Here is a 14,321-nt window from a genome sequence, read left to right as displayed (position 1 = left end):
CCCGCACGAAAACCCCTACGCCATTCAGCGGTCGACGTGAGTTCTCGCAGGCGCATGGAACGATGGTTGCCGGAGATGAGGAGGAGACGATGACAGCGATCCCACCGCCGCCCGCCCATCTGCTGACCGTGCGCGAGTACGCAACACTCGGCGAGGACGAGACCGGCAGGTCGGAGCTCATGGAGGGCAACCTTGTGATGTCCCCGAGTCTCAGCCCGGATCACAACACGGCTCGGCTGCGGATCGCCCTGCAGTTGATGCCGCAACTGCCGCAGGATCTCGAGGTCATCACCGATGTGGACATCGACCTGGAGCTCGCGCCGCCCGACCAGCCCGGGTTCTCCCGGCGACCCGACGTCATCGTGGTGCGTCGCACCGCCAGGCCGCGAGTCCGGAGCGAAGGCGGGCTGATTCGCGCATCGGAGGTCGCCCTCGTCGTCGAGATCGTTTCTCCGGGTTCACGTCGTACGGACAACGTGGTGAAACGGGCCGAGTACGCCGACGCAGGCATCCCGCACTACTGGATCGTCGACATCGACGAGCCGGTCTCCCTGCTGGCATGTCACCTCACCGACAAGTTCGGCTACCTCGACGCCGAAGTCGTCGGCGGCACCTTCACCGGCACCGACCCGTTCCCGATCAGCCTCGACCTGGAGGATCTCCGCTAGCTACGGGCGATGCGGGCCTTCGGGCGCGGTGGGGCCGTGCCGCCAGCCGATCTCCACCCCGGTGAACGGCATCTCCTCGTCTACCGGATCCAGGCCGGCGAAGCCGACGAACTCACCGGTTGCGCGTACCTCGACCGCCCACCAGCCGAAGCCTCGCTGTCCGAACTCGGCCTGGAACCGCGCCACCGGGGCCCGCCCACCCAACGCGACGACCCGCTGCAACGGCAATCCATTTTCTGCTGCGGTCACATCGGGGGTTCGGGATACGACCTGGGGGTGTAGGGGTGCAGAGTGAGGAGTGGGCATGTTCGACGTGACGGTCTGGGTGGCTGAGTGGTTTCTTGCGTTGTTCTTCTTGGGGGCGGGGGTGCCGAAGATTGCCGGGCGGGGGATCGAGCGGTGGGTCGGGTTCGATCAGGTGCCGCGGGTGATGACGATCGGGATCGGGGTCAGTGAGGTCGCGGCGGCCGTCGGGCTGGTCGTACCGCTGCTCGTCGGTACGGCGGAATGGGCAACACCGCTCGCCGGGCTGGGGATCGCGGTCATCTCGTTGATGGCGACCGGTTTCCACATTCGCAATCGGGAGTGGCTTCCGGCGCTCGAGACGGCGCTGTGGGCTGCGCTGGGAGGCACGATCGCGGCCGCCCGTTGGAGTCGCTTCAGCGGCGGTCCGTCGATTTCCCGCGATGCGCTCGTAGGGTTGCTGATGGTTCTGGTACCCGCGCTGATCGTCAATCTCGTCGTACTCGCGAACACCACCGCCCGACCCGACCTGGTGGCCGAAAGGGGCTGAGATGGGCGACGAACTGTGGTTCGCCGAGCAGTTCGAGGCGCGCCGGCCGCGGTTACGAGCGGTCGCGTACCGGATGCTCGGTTCGCTCAGCGACGCCGACGACGCGCTCCAGGAGGCCTGGATCCGGACGACCCGCTCCGACGGCGCCGCGATCGAAAGCATCGACGGCTGGCTGGTCACGCTGGTCGGCCGGGTATGCATCGACATGTTGCGCGCGCGGCGGGCGCGGCCGGAGCAGCCGACCGGTACGTGGCTGCCCGAGCCGGTCGTCAGCGTCGACGGGAGCCTCGACCCGGAGCACGCCACGCTGGTGGCGGATTCCGTCGGGCTCGCGCTGCTCGTGGTGATGGAGAGCCTGGATCCGGCGGAGCGCCTCGCGTTCGTCCTGCACGACATGTTCGGCGTCCCGTTCGACGAGATCGCACCGATCGTGGACCGTTCACCGGTGGCCGCCCGTCAGCTCGCCAGCCGGGCGCGGCGCCGGCTGCGCGGTACGTCGACGATGCCGGATGTCGACGTACCGACGCAGCGCCGGGTCGTCGACGCGTTCCTGACCGCAGCCCGGGCGGGCGATTTCGACGGTCTCCTGCAGGTACTCGACCCGGATGTCGTCTTCCGGGTCGACGCCGGCTCCCGCCCAGGTCTGGCTCCGGCCCTGCTCACCGGCGCTGCCGACGTCGCCGAGCACACCGCCGGAGTCGGCCCCCGCTTCGCCACTCTCTGCGAACCGGCACTCGTCAACGGCGCCGCGGGCATCATCGCCCGCTCCGGCTCGGCCGTGGTCGCGGTGGTCGGCCTCACCGTCGTCGCCCACCGAATCACCGAGATCGACCTGGTCCTCGACCCGGACAAACTGGCCGGAGTCACGATCAGCCAGTGAAGGGTGGCGGCCCGGTGATCGTGCAGCCCAGCGGATCCAGGATTTGCTGAAGCTTGGCGACGCCGTCGGGTGGTACCGGCCCGGGGATCGGCAGGTCGCCCGTGAACGGCTCGGTGACGAGTACGCCCGAATCGCGGAAGAAGCTCTCGAAGCCCGACGGGGTGATCAGGGTGTAGTAGCGCGCGGACGCCGACGCGACGCGAAAGGCGTGCGCCCGGCCGGGCGGTAGGTAGATCAGCGAACCGGCCTCCACCAGCGTGCTGCGGCCCTCGCTCCAAGCCTCCAGAGCGCCGTCGAGGACGATGAAGGTCTCGGCCTCGCGGGTGTGGACGTGGCGCGGGGTCATCGCGCCGAGCGCGGCGCGTTCCTCCACGAGGGCGAACGCGCCGTCGGTGTCACGCCCGTCGAGCACGATCCGGCACAACATGTCGACATGGTTGTAGACGGGTGCTTCCTGCGGTGCGAGCACCGGTGATCCGAGCTGAGTCATACCGTCCAGGGTGGCGGCGGGTTCGCCGTACCGGCCATCCCCGGATCGGGGGATTCAGGCCCTACGCTGGGAGCTGTGACCGCGATCCGGGCAACGGGGCTTGCCGACCGGCTGGCACGCGCCATGTCGGCGATCGACTCCGGCACCGACACCCGCACCGACTCCGGCACCGACTCCGGCATCCTCCCCGGCGCCGACCCGGCGCGGACCGCCCAGCGGGTGCTCGACGAGTTGCTGGCCGCCGTACCCGGAGCCGCCGCCGGCGCGCTCGTGTTGATGCATCCCCAGACCGGGCTGTTCTGGACCGGCGCGGTGACGGACCTGCCGCCCGAGAGTTGCCACCCGTTCTTCGGCATCGAGCATGCCGCCGCGGACGACAGTTTCCGCCGGATGGCCGCCGCCCGGTCCGGCGCGCGGGCGTTACGGCTGCGGGAGAGCAATCCCGAGATGCTGGCCACGGTCGTCGAGGCGTTCGATTTCACCGACGAACTGCGGGCGGTGCTGCCCGACGGCGCGGTCGCCTGGGGTGGAGTGTCGCTCTGGCGGCGCAGCGGCGCGTTCACCGCCGACGACGAGACGCTGCTCGACGCGGTCGCCGACACAGCGGGCGCAGTACTGCGTCGTGCTGTGCTGGCCGATCTTCGGACCGGCACCGCCGGCCACGGCGCCCGCGGCATGCTGGTCATTGCCGACGGCAAGCTTGTCGAGTTCACTCTCGACGACGCGGCGTTGCGCACCGAGCTGGAAACCAGGCGATTCGACCAGTACCGCCACATCGACCATCTGGTAGCGCTGGCCACTGCCGATCCGCGCTTCTCGACGGTGCTGCGCACAGCCGACGGCCGCTGGCTCAGCGCCCACGGGATGGAGCTTCCCGAAGGCCGTACGGCGGTCGTCCTGACGTCGGCCACTCCGGCCGAACTGCTCGGCCCGCGGGTCGTCGGCGCCGGCCTCAGTGCCCGCGAGATCGAGGTGACCCGCTTGCTGTGCCGCGGCCTGTCCGACGCCGAGATCGCCGCCGAACTCTTCGTCTCCCCGCACACCGTCCACGACCACGTCCGGTCGATCCGCACCAAACTCGGCGTACGCACCCGCGCGGCCGTCGTCGCCCGAGTCTTCGACGACACCTACTTCGACGCGTTCATCACCCACGCCGCAATCCGGCACGCCTAGCGAACCAGCGGCGGGACCAAGCCGCGCTCGGTGAGTTCGACCCAAAGCGCTGGTGGGACAGCCGACCCGAGGTGGGCCAGGTTCTCGCGAATCTGGCCGGGATCGGCGGCACCCGCGACGACCGAGATCACGCGGGGGTCGCGCAGCGGGTACTGGAGGGCGGCGGCCGGAAGCGCGACCCCGTGCGCAGCGCAGATCTTGTCGATCTCGACTGCTCGGGTGAAGACGTCCTCGGGCACGGTCTCGTAGTCGTACTTCGCATCGCGGCGTGGTGACGACGCGAGCAGGCCGCTGTTGAAGACGGCCGCGGCGACGATGCGTACGCCGTACTCGTCGCAGGCCTGCAGCAGTTCCGGTACGACGCTCTGGTCGAGCAACGTGTAGCGGTTGGCAACCATCAGTACGTCGGCCAGCCCGGTCCGAGCGCTGGCCAGCAGCGCGTCGACGCCCAGCGAACCGGTACCGATCGCCGAGACGGCCCCTTCGTCGCGGAGCTCCGCGAGTGCTGCCATCGCGGACTCGGTCGCGCCGGGCACTCCCGACCGCTCCGGGTCATGGACGTACAGGATGTCGATCCGATCCAGGCCGGTTCGCTGCAGCGATTCCTCGACCGACGCGCGGACACCGGTTGCCGAGTAGTCGAGCTGTCGCCGGACCCGCGCAGGCACCACGAAGCCGTCGTCGTCCATCGCGGCTCCGTCCCACGACGGGTTCTCCCGGATCAAGCGGCCGACCTTCGTCGAGACGACGTACTCGTCGCGAGGCTTGGTCGCGAGGAAACGGCCCAGCCGCCGCTCCGAGAGCCCAAGGCCGTAGTGCGGCGCGGTGTCGAAGTACCTGACGCCGCCCGCCCACGCGGCCTCGAGAATCGCGTCGGCCTCGGTGTCGGAGAACTGCCGGAACAGGTTGCCGAGCGGCGCGCAGCCCAGACCGAATCGCGGAATGTCGATCACAGCAGGACGCTAGACATCATATGTTTGGCCTGTCAAGCTGGTCAGACTCGGAAGAATTCCGCGAGATCCTCGACCAAAGATCAGATCTAGGAGCATTGATGAAGTTCGCCCGCCTGGGTCCCGCCGGCGCGGAGGTGCCGGTCGTCCTGACCGATGAAGGAGCCCGCAGTCTCACCGGCATCACCGCCGACCTCGACGCCCGGTTCTGGGAGTCCGACGGCCCGGCCCGCGTGGCGGCCGCGCTCGCCGCGGGTGAGCTGCCGCTCGTCGAGGACGCCGACGGCCTGCGGATCGGTCCACCGCTCGCCCGGCCGGGCGCGATCGTCTGCATCGGCATGAACTACGCCGCGCACGCGGCCGAGTCCGGCGCCGAGCCACCGTCGACGCCCGTGGTCTTCTTCAAGGCCCCGAACACGCTGGCCGGTCCGAACGACCCGGTCACGATCCCGCGCGGCAGCGTGAAGACCGACTGGGAAGTCGAGCTCGGCGTGGTGATCGGCAAGCGCGCGTCGTACCTCGACTCGCCGGCGGAAAGCCTCGATCACGTGGCCGGGTTCGTGGTGGCCAATGACCTGTCCGAGCGCGCGTTCCAGATCGAGCAGTCCGGTGGCCAGTGGAGCAAGGGCAAGATCGCTGCCGGCTTCAGCCCGGTCGGGCCGTGGCTGGTGACGCCGGACGAGGTGGAGCACCAGAAGCTCGGTCTGCGCAGCTTCGTGAACGGCGAGCCGCGGCAGAACTCGAACACCGCCGACCAGATCTTCGACGTGGCGACGGTGATCCACCACCTGAGCCAGTACATGGTGCTCGACCCGGGCGACCTGATCATGACCGGTACGCCGGAAGGCGTCGCGCTGTCCGGCCGCTTCCCGTACCTGCGGCCCGGTGATGTCGTCGAGGTCGAGATCGACGGCCTCGGCCGCCAGCGCCAGGAGTACCAGGCTTACGAGGCGGGCCGATGAGCGAATTCAGTGGTCTGGTCGCGATCGTCACCGGCGGCGGCTCCGGCATCGGAGCGGCCACCGCCCGCGAACTGACGACCCGCGGTGCGCGGGTGGCGGCGTTCGACCTCGACCCGTCCGGCGCCCCGGAGGGCACGCTCGGGATCAAGGCCGACGTGACCGACGACGAGAGCGTCCGTACGGCGGTTGGCCAGGTTGTGGAGGCCTTCGGACGGATCGACGTGGTAGTCAACAACGCCGGCATCGGCGCACAGGGAACGGTCGAGGACAACCCGGACGACCAGTGGCACAAGGTGTTCGACGTCAACGTGATGGGCGCGGTCCGCGTCAGCCGCGCCACGCTTCCGTACCTGCGTGAGTCGCCGGCCGCCGCGATCGTGAACGTCGCGTCGGTCGCCGCGACCACCGGCATCCCGCAGCGGGCGTTGTACTCGACCACCAAGGGCGCGGTGCAGTCGCTGACGCTCGCGATGGCCGCGGACCACCTCCGCGAGGGCATCCGGGTCAACTGCGTCAACCCCGGTACGGCCGCGACGCCGTGGGTACAGCGCCTGCTCGACGCCGCTCCGGACCCGGAGGCGGAGCGGGCCGCGCTCGACGCGCGCCAGCCGCACGGCCGGCTGGTCTCCGCGGAAGAGGTCGCGCTCGCCATCGTCTACCTGGCCGGGCCGTCGTCGGGCTCCACCGCGGGTACGGCGCTCGCCGTCGACGGCGGGATGGCTACGCTACGGCTTCGTCCCAAAGACTGACGGCTTCGTCCACAACGACTGCGAGGTGCTGGATGGCGCTGACCGATGTGGCGATCGAGAAGATCAAGTCGATGATCCTCGACGGCCGCCTCAAGCCGGGCGACAAACTGCCCCGCGAGGCGGACCTCGCGGAGCAGCTCGGCATCTCCCGCAGCCCGCTGCGGGAGGCGGTCAGCGTCTTGTCCATGCTGCGCATCCTCGACGTACGGCGCGGTGACGGTACGTACGTGACCAGCCTGACGCCCGATCTGCTGCTGGAGACGATGAGCTTCATCATCGACTTCCACCAGGACTCCAGCATCCTCGACCTGTTCGAGGTACGCCGTGCACTCGAACCGATGGCCGCCGAGAAGGCCGCCCTGCTGATGAGCTCGGAGGACGCGGCAGAGCTTCTGGAACTGCTCGAAACCGTCGGCCCGGACAGCTCGATCGCCGAACTGGTGGCCAACGACCTCGAGTTCCACCACCGGATCGCGGCGGCGGCGAACAACAAGGTGCTCTGCTCCTTCGTCGACAGCGTCGCCGGCCGCACCCACCAGGCTCGGAGCTGGCGCGCCGTCACCCAGGAGAACGCCTTCGACCAGACGCAGCGCGAACACCGCGCGATCGCCCTCGCGATCCGCGACCGCCAGCCCAGCATCGCCGCCGCGCTCTCCCTGTCCCACGTCGCCGGCGTCGAAAACTGGATCCGCCGCAACCTCGTGCCCTAGGCGCGGCTGAACCGGGGCTCGCGTTTCTCGGCGAACGCCGCTCGTCCTTCGGTTGCGTCCTGGGTCGCGAAGCAGATCGTCTGGACGTCGCGTTCGTAGGCCACTGCCTGCTCGAGCGGCATGTTCAGGGCCGCCGCCACGTTCGCCTTCGCGGTCTCGACGCCGATCGGCGCGCGGGAGGCGATCGTGGTGGCGAGCTTGAGCGCAGACGGCAACAAGGCCTCCGGCTCCACCACTTCGCTGACCAGACCCCAGCTCAAGGCGCGCTGCGCGTCGATCGGGTCGCCGGTCATCAGCATCAGCGCGGCGTTGCCCGGACCGATGTTGTGGGTCAGCAGCGCGGACATCCCACCGCCGCCGATCCAGCCGAGTTTCACCTCCGCGGCCGCGAAACTCGCTGCCGTGGAGGCGATCCGGATGTCGCAGATCAGTGCGGTCTCGAGTCCGCCACCGAGCGCGAAGCCGTTGACCGCGGCAACCACCGGTTTCCGCAGCACCTTCAGCGAATCGCAGTAATCGGCCCGGTTGCGAAACGCCCACGGAGTCGGGTACTTGTCGAGCTCCCGAATGTCCGACCCGGCGCTGAACGCCCGCCCGGTGCCGGTGAGGACGACGGCTCGTACGTCGTCGGACTCGTTGCACTCGCGAGCCAGCTCCACGAGCGTGTCGGACATCTCGGCCGTCACCGCATTGAGCTTGGCCGGCCGGTTGAGGGTGATGATCGCGACGTGTTCCCGCCGCTCGAACAGTACTTCGTCACTCATGAGGCGATCCCCTTCCACAAGGCCGCGACCCGATCGAGACCGGCGCTCGCCGAGACGACCCCGTGGACGACGTCCCGGATGACTGCGCTCGCCGCGGATTGGAAACCGATGTACCCGGGGCGGCGCGGCCGAACCCACGCCGAGCTGATCGTCGCCAGCGTGTTCCGGTAGAAGTCCGCGACCGGACGGTTGACCTGGTCCGACCTCCAAGCACTCAACCCCGCAGGCTGTCCGGAGTGCGAAGGGATGAAGGATTCCTGTGCAGTTGCTGACAGCAACCACTGGAGATGGGCCCGGAGGTCCGGCGTGACGTCGCAGCGGTTAGTGATCGCCAGGCCGGTGCCACCGATCGTCGAACCCGGCCGGGAGCCCAGCCATTCCGACGGCGCATCGGTGAACGTCACGCGGCGGTCCAGGGTTACGGACGCATAGTTCACGTAGCCGTAGACGAGCGGGCAATGCGCCACGGTGTCGTCCGAGACCATCTCGTCGAGCAGCCCGATCGGATCGAGCTCCACGCAATGACGCGGGGCGCGGGAGGTCAGATCCGTCATCACGTCGAGGGCTCGGCGACCGGTCGCCGTCGGCGTGAACACATCCGGCTCCTCGCCCAGCGCGACGCAGATCGACAGGTACGTGAGCAGCGCGTGCGGCCCCGCCAGCGACAGCGTCACCGGCGCGACATGCGACAGTGCGATCACCTCGGACCACAGTTGTGGTGGCCGACCGGCCAGGTCTACACGGGTGGCGGCGACCTGCGTGGCGGCGTCGAGCGGTAGCGCCCACAGTCGGCCGTCCATCCGGTACGACGCGACGCTCGGTCCGACGAACTCGCCGGACAGCAGCTCGTCGACCGGTCGCAGGTACGGCATCGCGTCACCGAGGTGCGGGTGGTCGATCACGATCAGGTCGTACTGTTCGGCGAGCGCCGCGATCGGCGTGGACTCGAAACCACTCAACGGCTGCACGTCCCAACTGAGGTCGATCCCACCGGCCTTGGCCGCGGCGATCAACGGATCCCGCCCGCGCGGATGATCCCAGGTGAGCCCCAGGTACGACGCCATCACCACACCGCGCCGGTCAGATCGTCCCCGGGATGCGCATCAGTACTAGCGTCCGCGGCGGCGTCGCCGGGCGGCCGGCGGGTTTCCGTGACGACTCCGTCGGCGAGCAGACTTGCGACCTCGTCGGCGGTGAAGCCGGCCTCGGACATCACCTCGCGGGTGTGCTCTCCCACGAGCGGCGCGCCGCGTTCGATCGTCGCGGGTGTCTTCTCGAAGCTGTACGGGAAGCCCGGCGTCTTCACCCGGCCCTCAGTCGGATGGTCGTACTCGACGAACGTCCCGTTGTGCCGGATCTGCGGATCGTCGACGAGCTGCTGGTAGTCGTACACCGGCCCGCACCAGATCCCGGCGTCGGTCAACGCCGTCAGCCACTCGTCCGTCGTCCGCGACAGCAACCGCTCCGCGGTCCGCCGGAAGATCCTGTCGCGATGGGTCCAGCCGTCAACCTCGGAATCCATGCTCAGGAACGTCTCCTCGCCGATCACCTTCCCGAGCGTCGGAAGATCCGGCATCGCCAGCGCCAGGAACCCGTCCGCGGTCTTGAACGTCCCGTACGGCGCTCTGATGTAGACGTGGGCGTGTGGCTCCGAACCGCGCTGCTGCGGCACCCCACCCGCCGTGAACACCGACAGCTCTTGCATCTGCAGGGTGGTGATCGCATCCAGCATGTTCACCTTCACCAGCTGTCCCTGGCCGGTCCGCTCGCGATGCAGCAGCGCCGCGAGCACCGCTTCGAACGCCGTCGACGCGGTCACAGCGTCGACCAGGTACTGCCCCGCGGGCTGCGGCGGTTCACCGTGCCGCCCGGTCGACAGCATCGCCCCGGATCTTGCCTGCAGCAACAAATCCTGACCGGGCAGATTCCGGTGCGGCCCGTCCTCGCCGTACCCGGACATCGAGACGTAGACCAGGTGCGGGTTGATCGCGGACAGCGTCGCGTAGTCGACACCGAGCCGTTCCGCGACGCCGGGGCGGTAGTTCTGCAGGAACACGTCCGCGGTCTCGACCAGGCGCATCAGCACCCGCTTGCCGTCGGCCGCCTTGAGATCGACAGCGAGCGAGCGCTTGTTGCGGTTCAGCGAGAGGAACGACACGTTGATCGCGTTGCCCTGCGCACCACCGGCGGCGGCGTGGCGCTGCCACTCGCCGGTCACCGGCTCGACCTTGACGACATCGGCGCCGAGATCGCCCAGCCGTTGTGCGGCGAACGGTCCGGCCATCGCGATCGAGCAGTCCAGCACCCGGTAACCGTCCAGGATCCTCATGCGTCGTTCCCTTCGGGCTGGCCGGCGACCCGGCGGATGGCATCCCGGGTCGCGGTCGTGGTCTCGGCTCCGTCGAGGATCCGGATAGTCGTGCGGTACGCACGGGACTCGCCGTGCTCGAGCCACGTCATCGTCCCGTCCGAGCGAGCGGCTGCGTCACCGCTGACGTGGTGCGTCGACGGTTCGAGACCAACGGCGTACTGGCCGCTGCGAAGGTTCTGCCACTCGAAGAAGCATGGCATCGTGGCCGCGTCCCATGTCACCTCGACCCCGAACGTGCTGTCACCGCGGATCAACGCGACCCGGTGCCGCCCCTCCGCGTCGGCGACCAGGCGGTGCTCGTGCACCTGCTCCACGAACCCGGGCTTCGGGTCGGGCTGGACGCGGTACGAGACGCCCTGTTCGGCCACGGAATCGCTCCGCCAGACGGTTTCCGCGATCGGGGCGACGAACTCGGTGCCCGCGTCAACCACCGGCCAGCCGAAGTTCAGGTGGTACAGGAACATGTGCGGCGTACGCTCGAATCCGAGGTTGTCGACGACGTCGTACAGCCGGAGCTCGCGACCGTCGACGTCGAGCTCGATCGTCCGCGTCAGCCGCAGATGCTCACCGAAAGACGCCGCCTGGACAACCTCGCCACGCACCCGCAACGTGCACCGGTCGCCGTCCCAGACCTCGCCCGCCTCAAGAAGCCGGCCAGGGATCGCCGTGAGCCGTCCGTGCAGACCGTGCGACACGGTCTGCTTCGGCGGATAACCGTACTGTTCGGCAGCGACCTCGCCGCCGAACAACGTGTGATCGAGTCCGCCGGACACGAGCAACCCGTCGAGCGCCCGCAGCCAGGACAGACCGCCCTCGTCATTGTGCTCGTGCAGCCCGGGATGCCGGAAACCGTTCCCCGAGCGCCACCCGAACGGTACTCCGCGATACCGCGCGACACCCAGATCCAGCGCCCGGTCCACCAGCACCTCGACCTCGAGCCCTGCCGCCGTCCGCAGTTGCACTGCCCGCACACCCCGCTCGACACCGTTGCCCAAGACAACTTCACGGACGCCGGCGACACTCGCCAGGTCTCCGGTCCGTTCCCGCAACGCCGCCATGGACAGCTCGTCCCCGAAGACGTTCACTCCATCACCCACCCTCCGTCGACGTTGATGGTCTGACCCGTGACGAACGACGCGTCGGGGCCTACCAGGAACGAGACCACCGAGGCGATCTCGGACGGCGCACCGCGGCGCTTCAGCGACTGGTGCTCGAGGACAAACGCGTTGTACGCCGCCGGATCCTCGTGGATCGTCTCCGCCTTTGTGGGGAACGCGCCCGGCGAGACCGCGTTCACGCGGATACCGTGTGGCCCTAGCTCCCGGGCGAGCGCACGGGTCAACGAGACGGCCGCGCCCTTCGTGCTGACGTAGCTCGCCAGCTTGTCCCAGCCGCCGTGCCAGGTGATCGACGCGACGTTGACGATCGAACCGGCGCCTCGCGCGCGCATCGAGCGGGCGGCAGCCTGGGCCGCGACGAAGTACGCGCGCTGGTTCACCGCGACGACGTCGTCGTACTCCGCGAGCGCGATGTCGAGGAACGCCGTCGCCGGGTAGATCGCGGCGTTGTTCACCAGTACCTCGAGCGGCCCCAGCGACTCGGCCTCCGCGATGGTCCGGACGATCGCCGATGCGTCGCGCAGGTCGATCGCGAGTACGGCGTACCGCCCGCCCTGTGACTTCAGCGCGGCCGCGGACTCGTCCAGCCCGTCGCCGGGCAGATCGAGCAGCGCGACGCCGAACCCGTCGGCGGCCAGCCGGAGCGCGATCGCCCGGCCGAGCGAGCCCCCGGCCCCGGTCACCACCGCCGAGGTCATCGCGTCTCCGATCGGATCGCCGGCTTGCCGACCAGGCGACGGCCGGCCCGGTCCGGCCGGACGTGCGGTCCGGCGTCCTCGCCCCAGCCGGCGGACGCGCCGAGCCGCGCGATCGCGTCCTCGTCGAGTGTGTACCCGAGACCGGCCGACTCCCCGAGCACGAGGTGGCCGTCGGCGAGCTCTTGGTCCGCGGTGATCCCGACCGGCGTCGCGAGGTCCTGGATCTCGATCGACAGATGGTTCGGTACGACGGCAGCGGCGTGCGCGAGCGGGTTGGCGTCGTAGCCGACCGGGCTGACCGGCAGGTCGAACGCGTGCGCCAGCGCGGACACCCGCAGGAAGTGCGTGATCCCCCAAACGCTGCCGGTCTGTACGACGTCCACCGCATTGGCGGTCAGCAACGGGCGGAACTGTTCGAGCCCGGTGAGGTTCTCACCGGTCGCGACCGCGGCCTTCACCGATCGGGTGACCATCCCGAGCCCATCGACGTCCCAGCGCCGGACCGGCTCCTCGACCCAGGCCAGGTCGACGTGCTCCTCGATCCGGCGGATGTGCCGGACCGCCTCCTTGCGCGACCACGACTCGTTCGCGTCGAGCATCAGCGCGGGCGTGTCCCCGGTCTCGTTCCGGTAGAGCTCGCCGAGCAGATCGAGCCGGCGCAGATCCGCCGCGACGTCGAGCCCACCCTTGAGCTTGGCGGCCTGCAGACCGCGTCCCGCGAACTGCTTGTGCAGAGCAATCAGTTCCGCATCGGTCAGTGGTCCGTCCAGGCCCGACGCGTACGCCGGCAGGACGTGATCGCGGGCGCCGAGCAGCCGCCACAACGGCTGTTCGGCCGCCTTCGCCTTGAGGTCCCACAACGCCATGTCGAGCGCGCCGATCGCACCGAAAACGGCGCCGGCATGACCGCGCTTGAACACCCACGCGAGCATCCGGTCGTACAGCGCGACGACCGCGCGCGGATCCTGTCCGTCCAGGGCGGGGAACAGCGTGTCCACGCCCTCGTGCGATCCGAGTCCGATCCCTTCCAGGCCGGTATCGGTGCTGAGCACGACGATCGGTACCGAGGTCCGGCCGGATCCGACCGCACCGTTGGCATCACCAATAGGTCTGCCCCAGTCGTGCACCGTGGTCAGCGTGCGGTATCCCGTGATGCGCATGGCTGGCTATCCCTTGGTCGAGCCGGCGGTGACGCCGTCGGTGATCTGGCGCTGGAAGAACAGGTAGATTGCGATCACGGGCAGCGCCGCGACGAGCACTCCACCGGCGAACAGCGGGATGTTGTCGGAATACTGGCCGCGCAACGCGGTGACGCCGACCATCAGCGTGCGGTGCTGCTCGGACTGCATGACGAGCAGCGAGATCAGCACATCGTTCCAGCAGAACAGGGCGTTCAGAATGCCGACCGAGAGCAGCGCCGGCCGCCCGAGCGGCAGCATGATCCGCCGGTACACGCCGAGCGTCGTACTGCCGTCGACCCGTGCGGCCTCGACGATCTCCGCGGGGATCCGGGAGTAGAAGCTCGTCATCAGGAAGATCGTGAACGGCAGGAACTGGCCGGTGTAGGCGAGGATCAACCCGAGGTACGTGTCGAGCAGGTGGATCTGGCCGAGCACCCGGAAGAACGGCACCATGATCACCTGGAACGGGATCATCAACGCGCCCAGACAGACCAGGAAGAGCCACTTGCGGCCGCGGAACGTCAATTGGCTGAACGCGTACCCCGCCATCGAGCCGAGCAGCAGCAACAGCGCGACCGATCCTGCGGTCACCAGGACCGAGTTGAACGTGTACCGGCCGAGCCCGGTGGTGTTCCAGGCGTCGGCGATGTTCGCGGCGGTCAGGTGATCGGCCAGGGAGAACCGGTTCAGCACGTACTCGCGCCGCGACTTCATCGCGACGTTCAGCGTGAACAGCATCGGATAGATCGTGGCCAGTGCCAGGAGGCACATCGGGATCGCGACGATCCAGCGGCCGATTCCGCGCTCGCGCATC

Annotated in this window: 17 protein-coding genes; 7 read left to right on the top strand and 10 right to left on the bottom strand. The window is 69.1% G+C overall.

Going from position 1 to position 14,321, the window contains the following annotated elements:
* Window positions 1–89 precede the first annotated feature (89 nt).
* Window positions 90–668 carry a Uma2 family endonuclease gene (locus FB475_RS23805; protein WP_141858781.1) on the top strand — a complete coding sequence of 193 codons (579 nt, stop codon included), beginning with the start codon at window positions 90–92 and terminating at the stop codon, window positions 666–668.
* On the opposite strand, the gene FB475_RS23800 is transcribed toward FB475_RS23805, so the two are convergent.
* Window positions 669–890, bottom strand: coding sequence for a GNAT family N-acetyltransferase (locus tag FB475_RS23800; RefSeq protein WP_202878481.1), 222 nt, complete (start codon window positions 888–890; stop codon window positions 669–671).
* A gap of 82 nt (window positions 891–972) precedes the next feature.
* Between FB475_RS23800 and FB475_RS23795 the strand changes: the two genes are divergently transcribed.
* Entirely contained in the window at window positions 973–1,461 is a 489-nt protein-coding gene (locus FB475_RS23795) for a DoxX family protein (RefSeq protein WP_141858780.1), read from the top strand.
* Window position 1,462: 1 nt separating this feature from the next.
* Window positions 1,463–2,341 (top strand): RNA polymerase sigma factor SigJ, encoded by an 879-nt coding sequence (sigJ, locus tag FB475_RS23790; protein ID WP_141858779.1) that lies wholly within the window; start codon window positions 1,463–1,465, stop codon window positions 2,339–2,341.
* Here sigJ and FB475_RS23785 read toward each other — a convergent pair.
* Entirely contained in the window at window positions 2,331–2,831 is a 501-nt protein-coding gene (locus FB475_RS23785; protein WP_141858778.1) for a cupin domain-containing protein, read from the bottom strand. The genes sigJ and FB475_RS23785 overlap by 11 nt on opposite strands.
* Before the next feature lie 75 nt (window positions 2,832–2,906).
* On the opposite strand from FB475_RS23785, the gene FB475_RS37755 reads away from it, so the two are divergent.
* Entirely contained in the window at window positions 2,907–4,004 is a 1,098-nt protein-coding gene (locus FB475_RS37755; RefSeq protein ID WP_141858777.1) for a response regulator transcription factor, read from the top strand.
* On the opposite strand, the gene FB475_RS23775 is transcribed toward FB475_RS37755, so the two are convergent.
* The gene (locus FB475_RS23775) at window positions 4,001–4,957 is read right to left on the bottom strand and encodes an aldo/keto reductase (protein ID WP_141858776.1); all 957 of its coding nucleotides are present in this window, start codon (window positions 4,955–4,957) and stop codon (window positions 4,001–4,003) included. The two genes, FB475_RS37755 and FB475_RS23775, sit on opposite strands and share 4 nt — an antisense overlap.
* Before the next feature lie 98 nt (window positions 4,958–5,055).
* Between FB475_RS23775 and FB475_RS23770 the strand changes: the two genes are divergently transcribed.
* The 3 genes from FB475_RS23770 to FB475_RS23760 are packed head-to-tail and all read left to right on the top strand — an operon-like array spanning window position 5,056 to window position 7,375.
* The gene (locus tag FB475_RS23770) at window positions 5,056–5,916 is read left to right on the top strand and encodes a fumarylacetoacetate hydrolase family protein (protein ID WP_141858775.1); all 861 of its coding nucleotides are present in this window, start codon (window positions 5,056–5,058) and stop codon (window positions 5,914–5,916) included.
* Window positions 5,913–6,665 (top strand): SDR family NAD(P)-dependent oxidoreductase, encoded by a 753-nt coding sequence (locus tag FB475_RS23765; RefSeq protein WP_141858774.1) that lies wholly within the window; start codon window positions 5,913–5,915, stop codon window positions 6,663–6,665. The genes FB475_RS23770 and FB475_RS23765 overlap by 4 nt, the downstream gene beginning before the upstream one ends.
* A gap of 32 nt (window positions 6,666–6,697) precedes the next feature.
* Complete coding sequence (locus FB475_RS23760; protein WP_141858773.1) at window positions 6,698–7,375, top strand: FadR/GntR family transcriptional regulator; 678 nt, start codon at window positions 6,698–6,700, stop codon at window positions 7,373–7,375.
* On the opposite strand, the gene FB475_RS23755 is transcribed toward FB475_RS23760, so the two are convergent.
* Genes FB475_RS23755 through FB475_RS23725 form a run of 7 tightly spaced genes read right to left on the bottom strand, consistent with a single transcriptional unit; the run spans window position 7,372 to window position 14,320 of the window.
* On the bottom strand, window positions 7,372–8,139 hold the full coding sequence (locus FB475_RS23755; protein WP_141858772.1) for an enoyl-CoA hydratase/isomerase family protein: 768 nt from the start codon (window positions 8,137–8,139) through the stop codon (window positions 7,372–7,374). The genes FB475_RS23760 and FB475_RS23755 overlap by 4 nt on opposite strands.
* Window positions 8,136–9,203: a carbohydrate ABC transporter substrate-binding protein gene (locus FB475_RS23750; RefSeq protein WP_141858771.1), complete on the bottom strand. Its 1,068-nt coding sequence runs from the start codon at window positions 9,201–9,203 to the stop codon at window positions 8,136–8,138. The genes FB475_RS23755 and FB475_RS23750 overlap by 4 nt, the downstream gene beginning before the upstream one ends.
* A complete protein-coding gene (locus FB475_RS23745; RefSeq protein WP_141858770.1) occupies window positions 9,203–10,468 on the bottom strand; it encodes a CaiB/BaiF CoA transferase family protein in 1,266 nt (421 codons plus the stop codon). The genes FB475_RS23750 and FB475_RS23745 overlap by 1 nt, the downstream gene beginning before the upstream one ends.
* Window positions 10,465–11,595 (bottom strand): aldose 1-epimerase family protein, encoded by a 1,131-nt coding sequence (locus tag FB475_RS23740; protein ID WP_202878480.1) that lies wholly within the window; start codon window positions 11,593–11,595, stop codon window positions 10,465–10,467. Before FB475_RS23740 ends, FB475_RS23745 begins: the two co-directional genes overlap by 4 nt.
* A complete protein-coding gene (locus FB475_RS23735) occupies window positions 11,592–12,326 on the bottom strand; it encodes an SDR family NAD(P)-dependent oxidoreductase (RefSeq protein WP_141858769.1) in 735 nt (244 codons plus the stop codon). The genes FB475_RS23740 and FB475_RS23735 overlap by 4 nt, the downstream gene beginning before the upstream one ends.
* A complete protein-coding gene (locus FB475_RS23730; protein ID WP_141858768.1) occupies window positions 12,323–13,486 on the bottom strand; it encodes a mandelate racemase/muconate lactonizing enzyme family protein in 1,164 nt (387 codons plus the stop codon). The genes FB475_RS23735 and FB475_RS23730 overlap by 4 nt, the downstream gene beginning before the upstream one ends.
* Before the next feature lie 6 nt (window positions 13,487–13,492).
* Window positions 13,493–14,320, bottom strand: a complete 828-nt coding sequence (locus FB475_RS23725) for a carbohydrate ABC transporter permease (RefSeq protein WP_141858767.1) — start codon at window positions 14,318–14,320, stop codon at window positions 13,493–13,495.
* Window position 14,321: the final 1 nt, after the last annotated feature.

The organism is Kribbella jejuensis (assembly GCF_006715085.1).
GTDB lineage: Bacteria > Actinomycetota > Actinomycetes > Propionibacteriales > Kribbellaceae > Kribbella > Kribbella jejuensis.
Note: the sequence above shows the minus strand (reverse complement) of the source record. Positions and strands in the feature narration are given on the sequence as shown.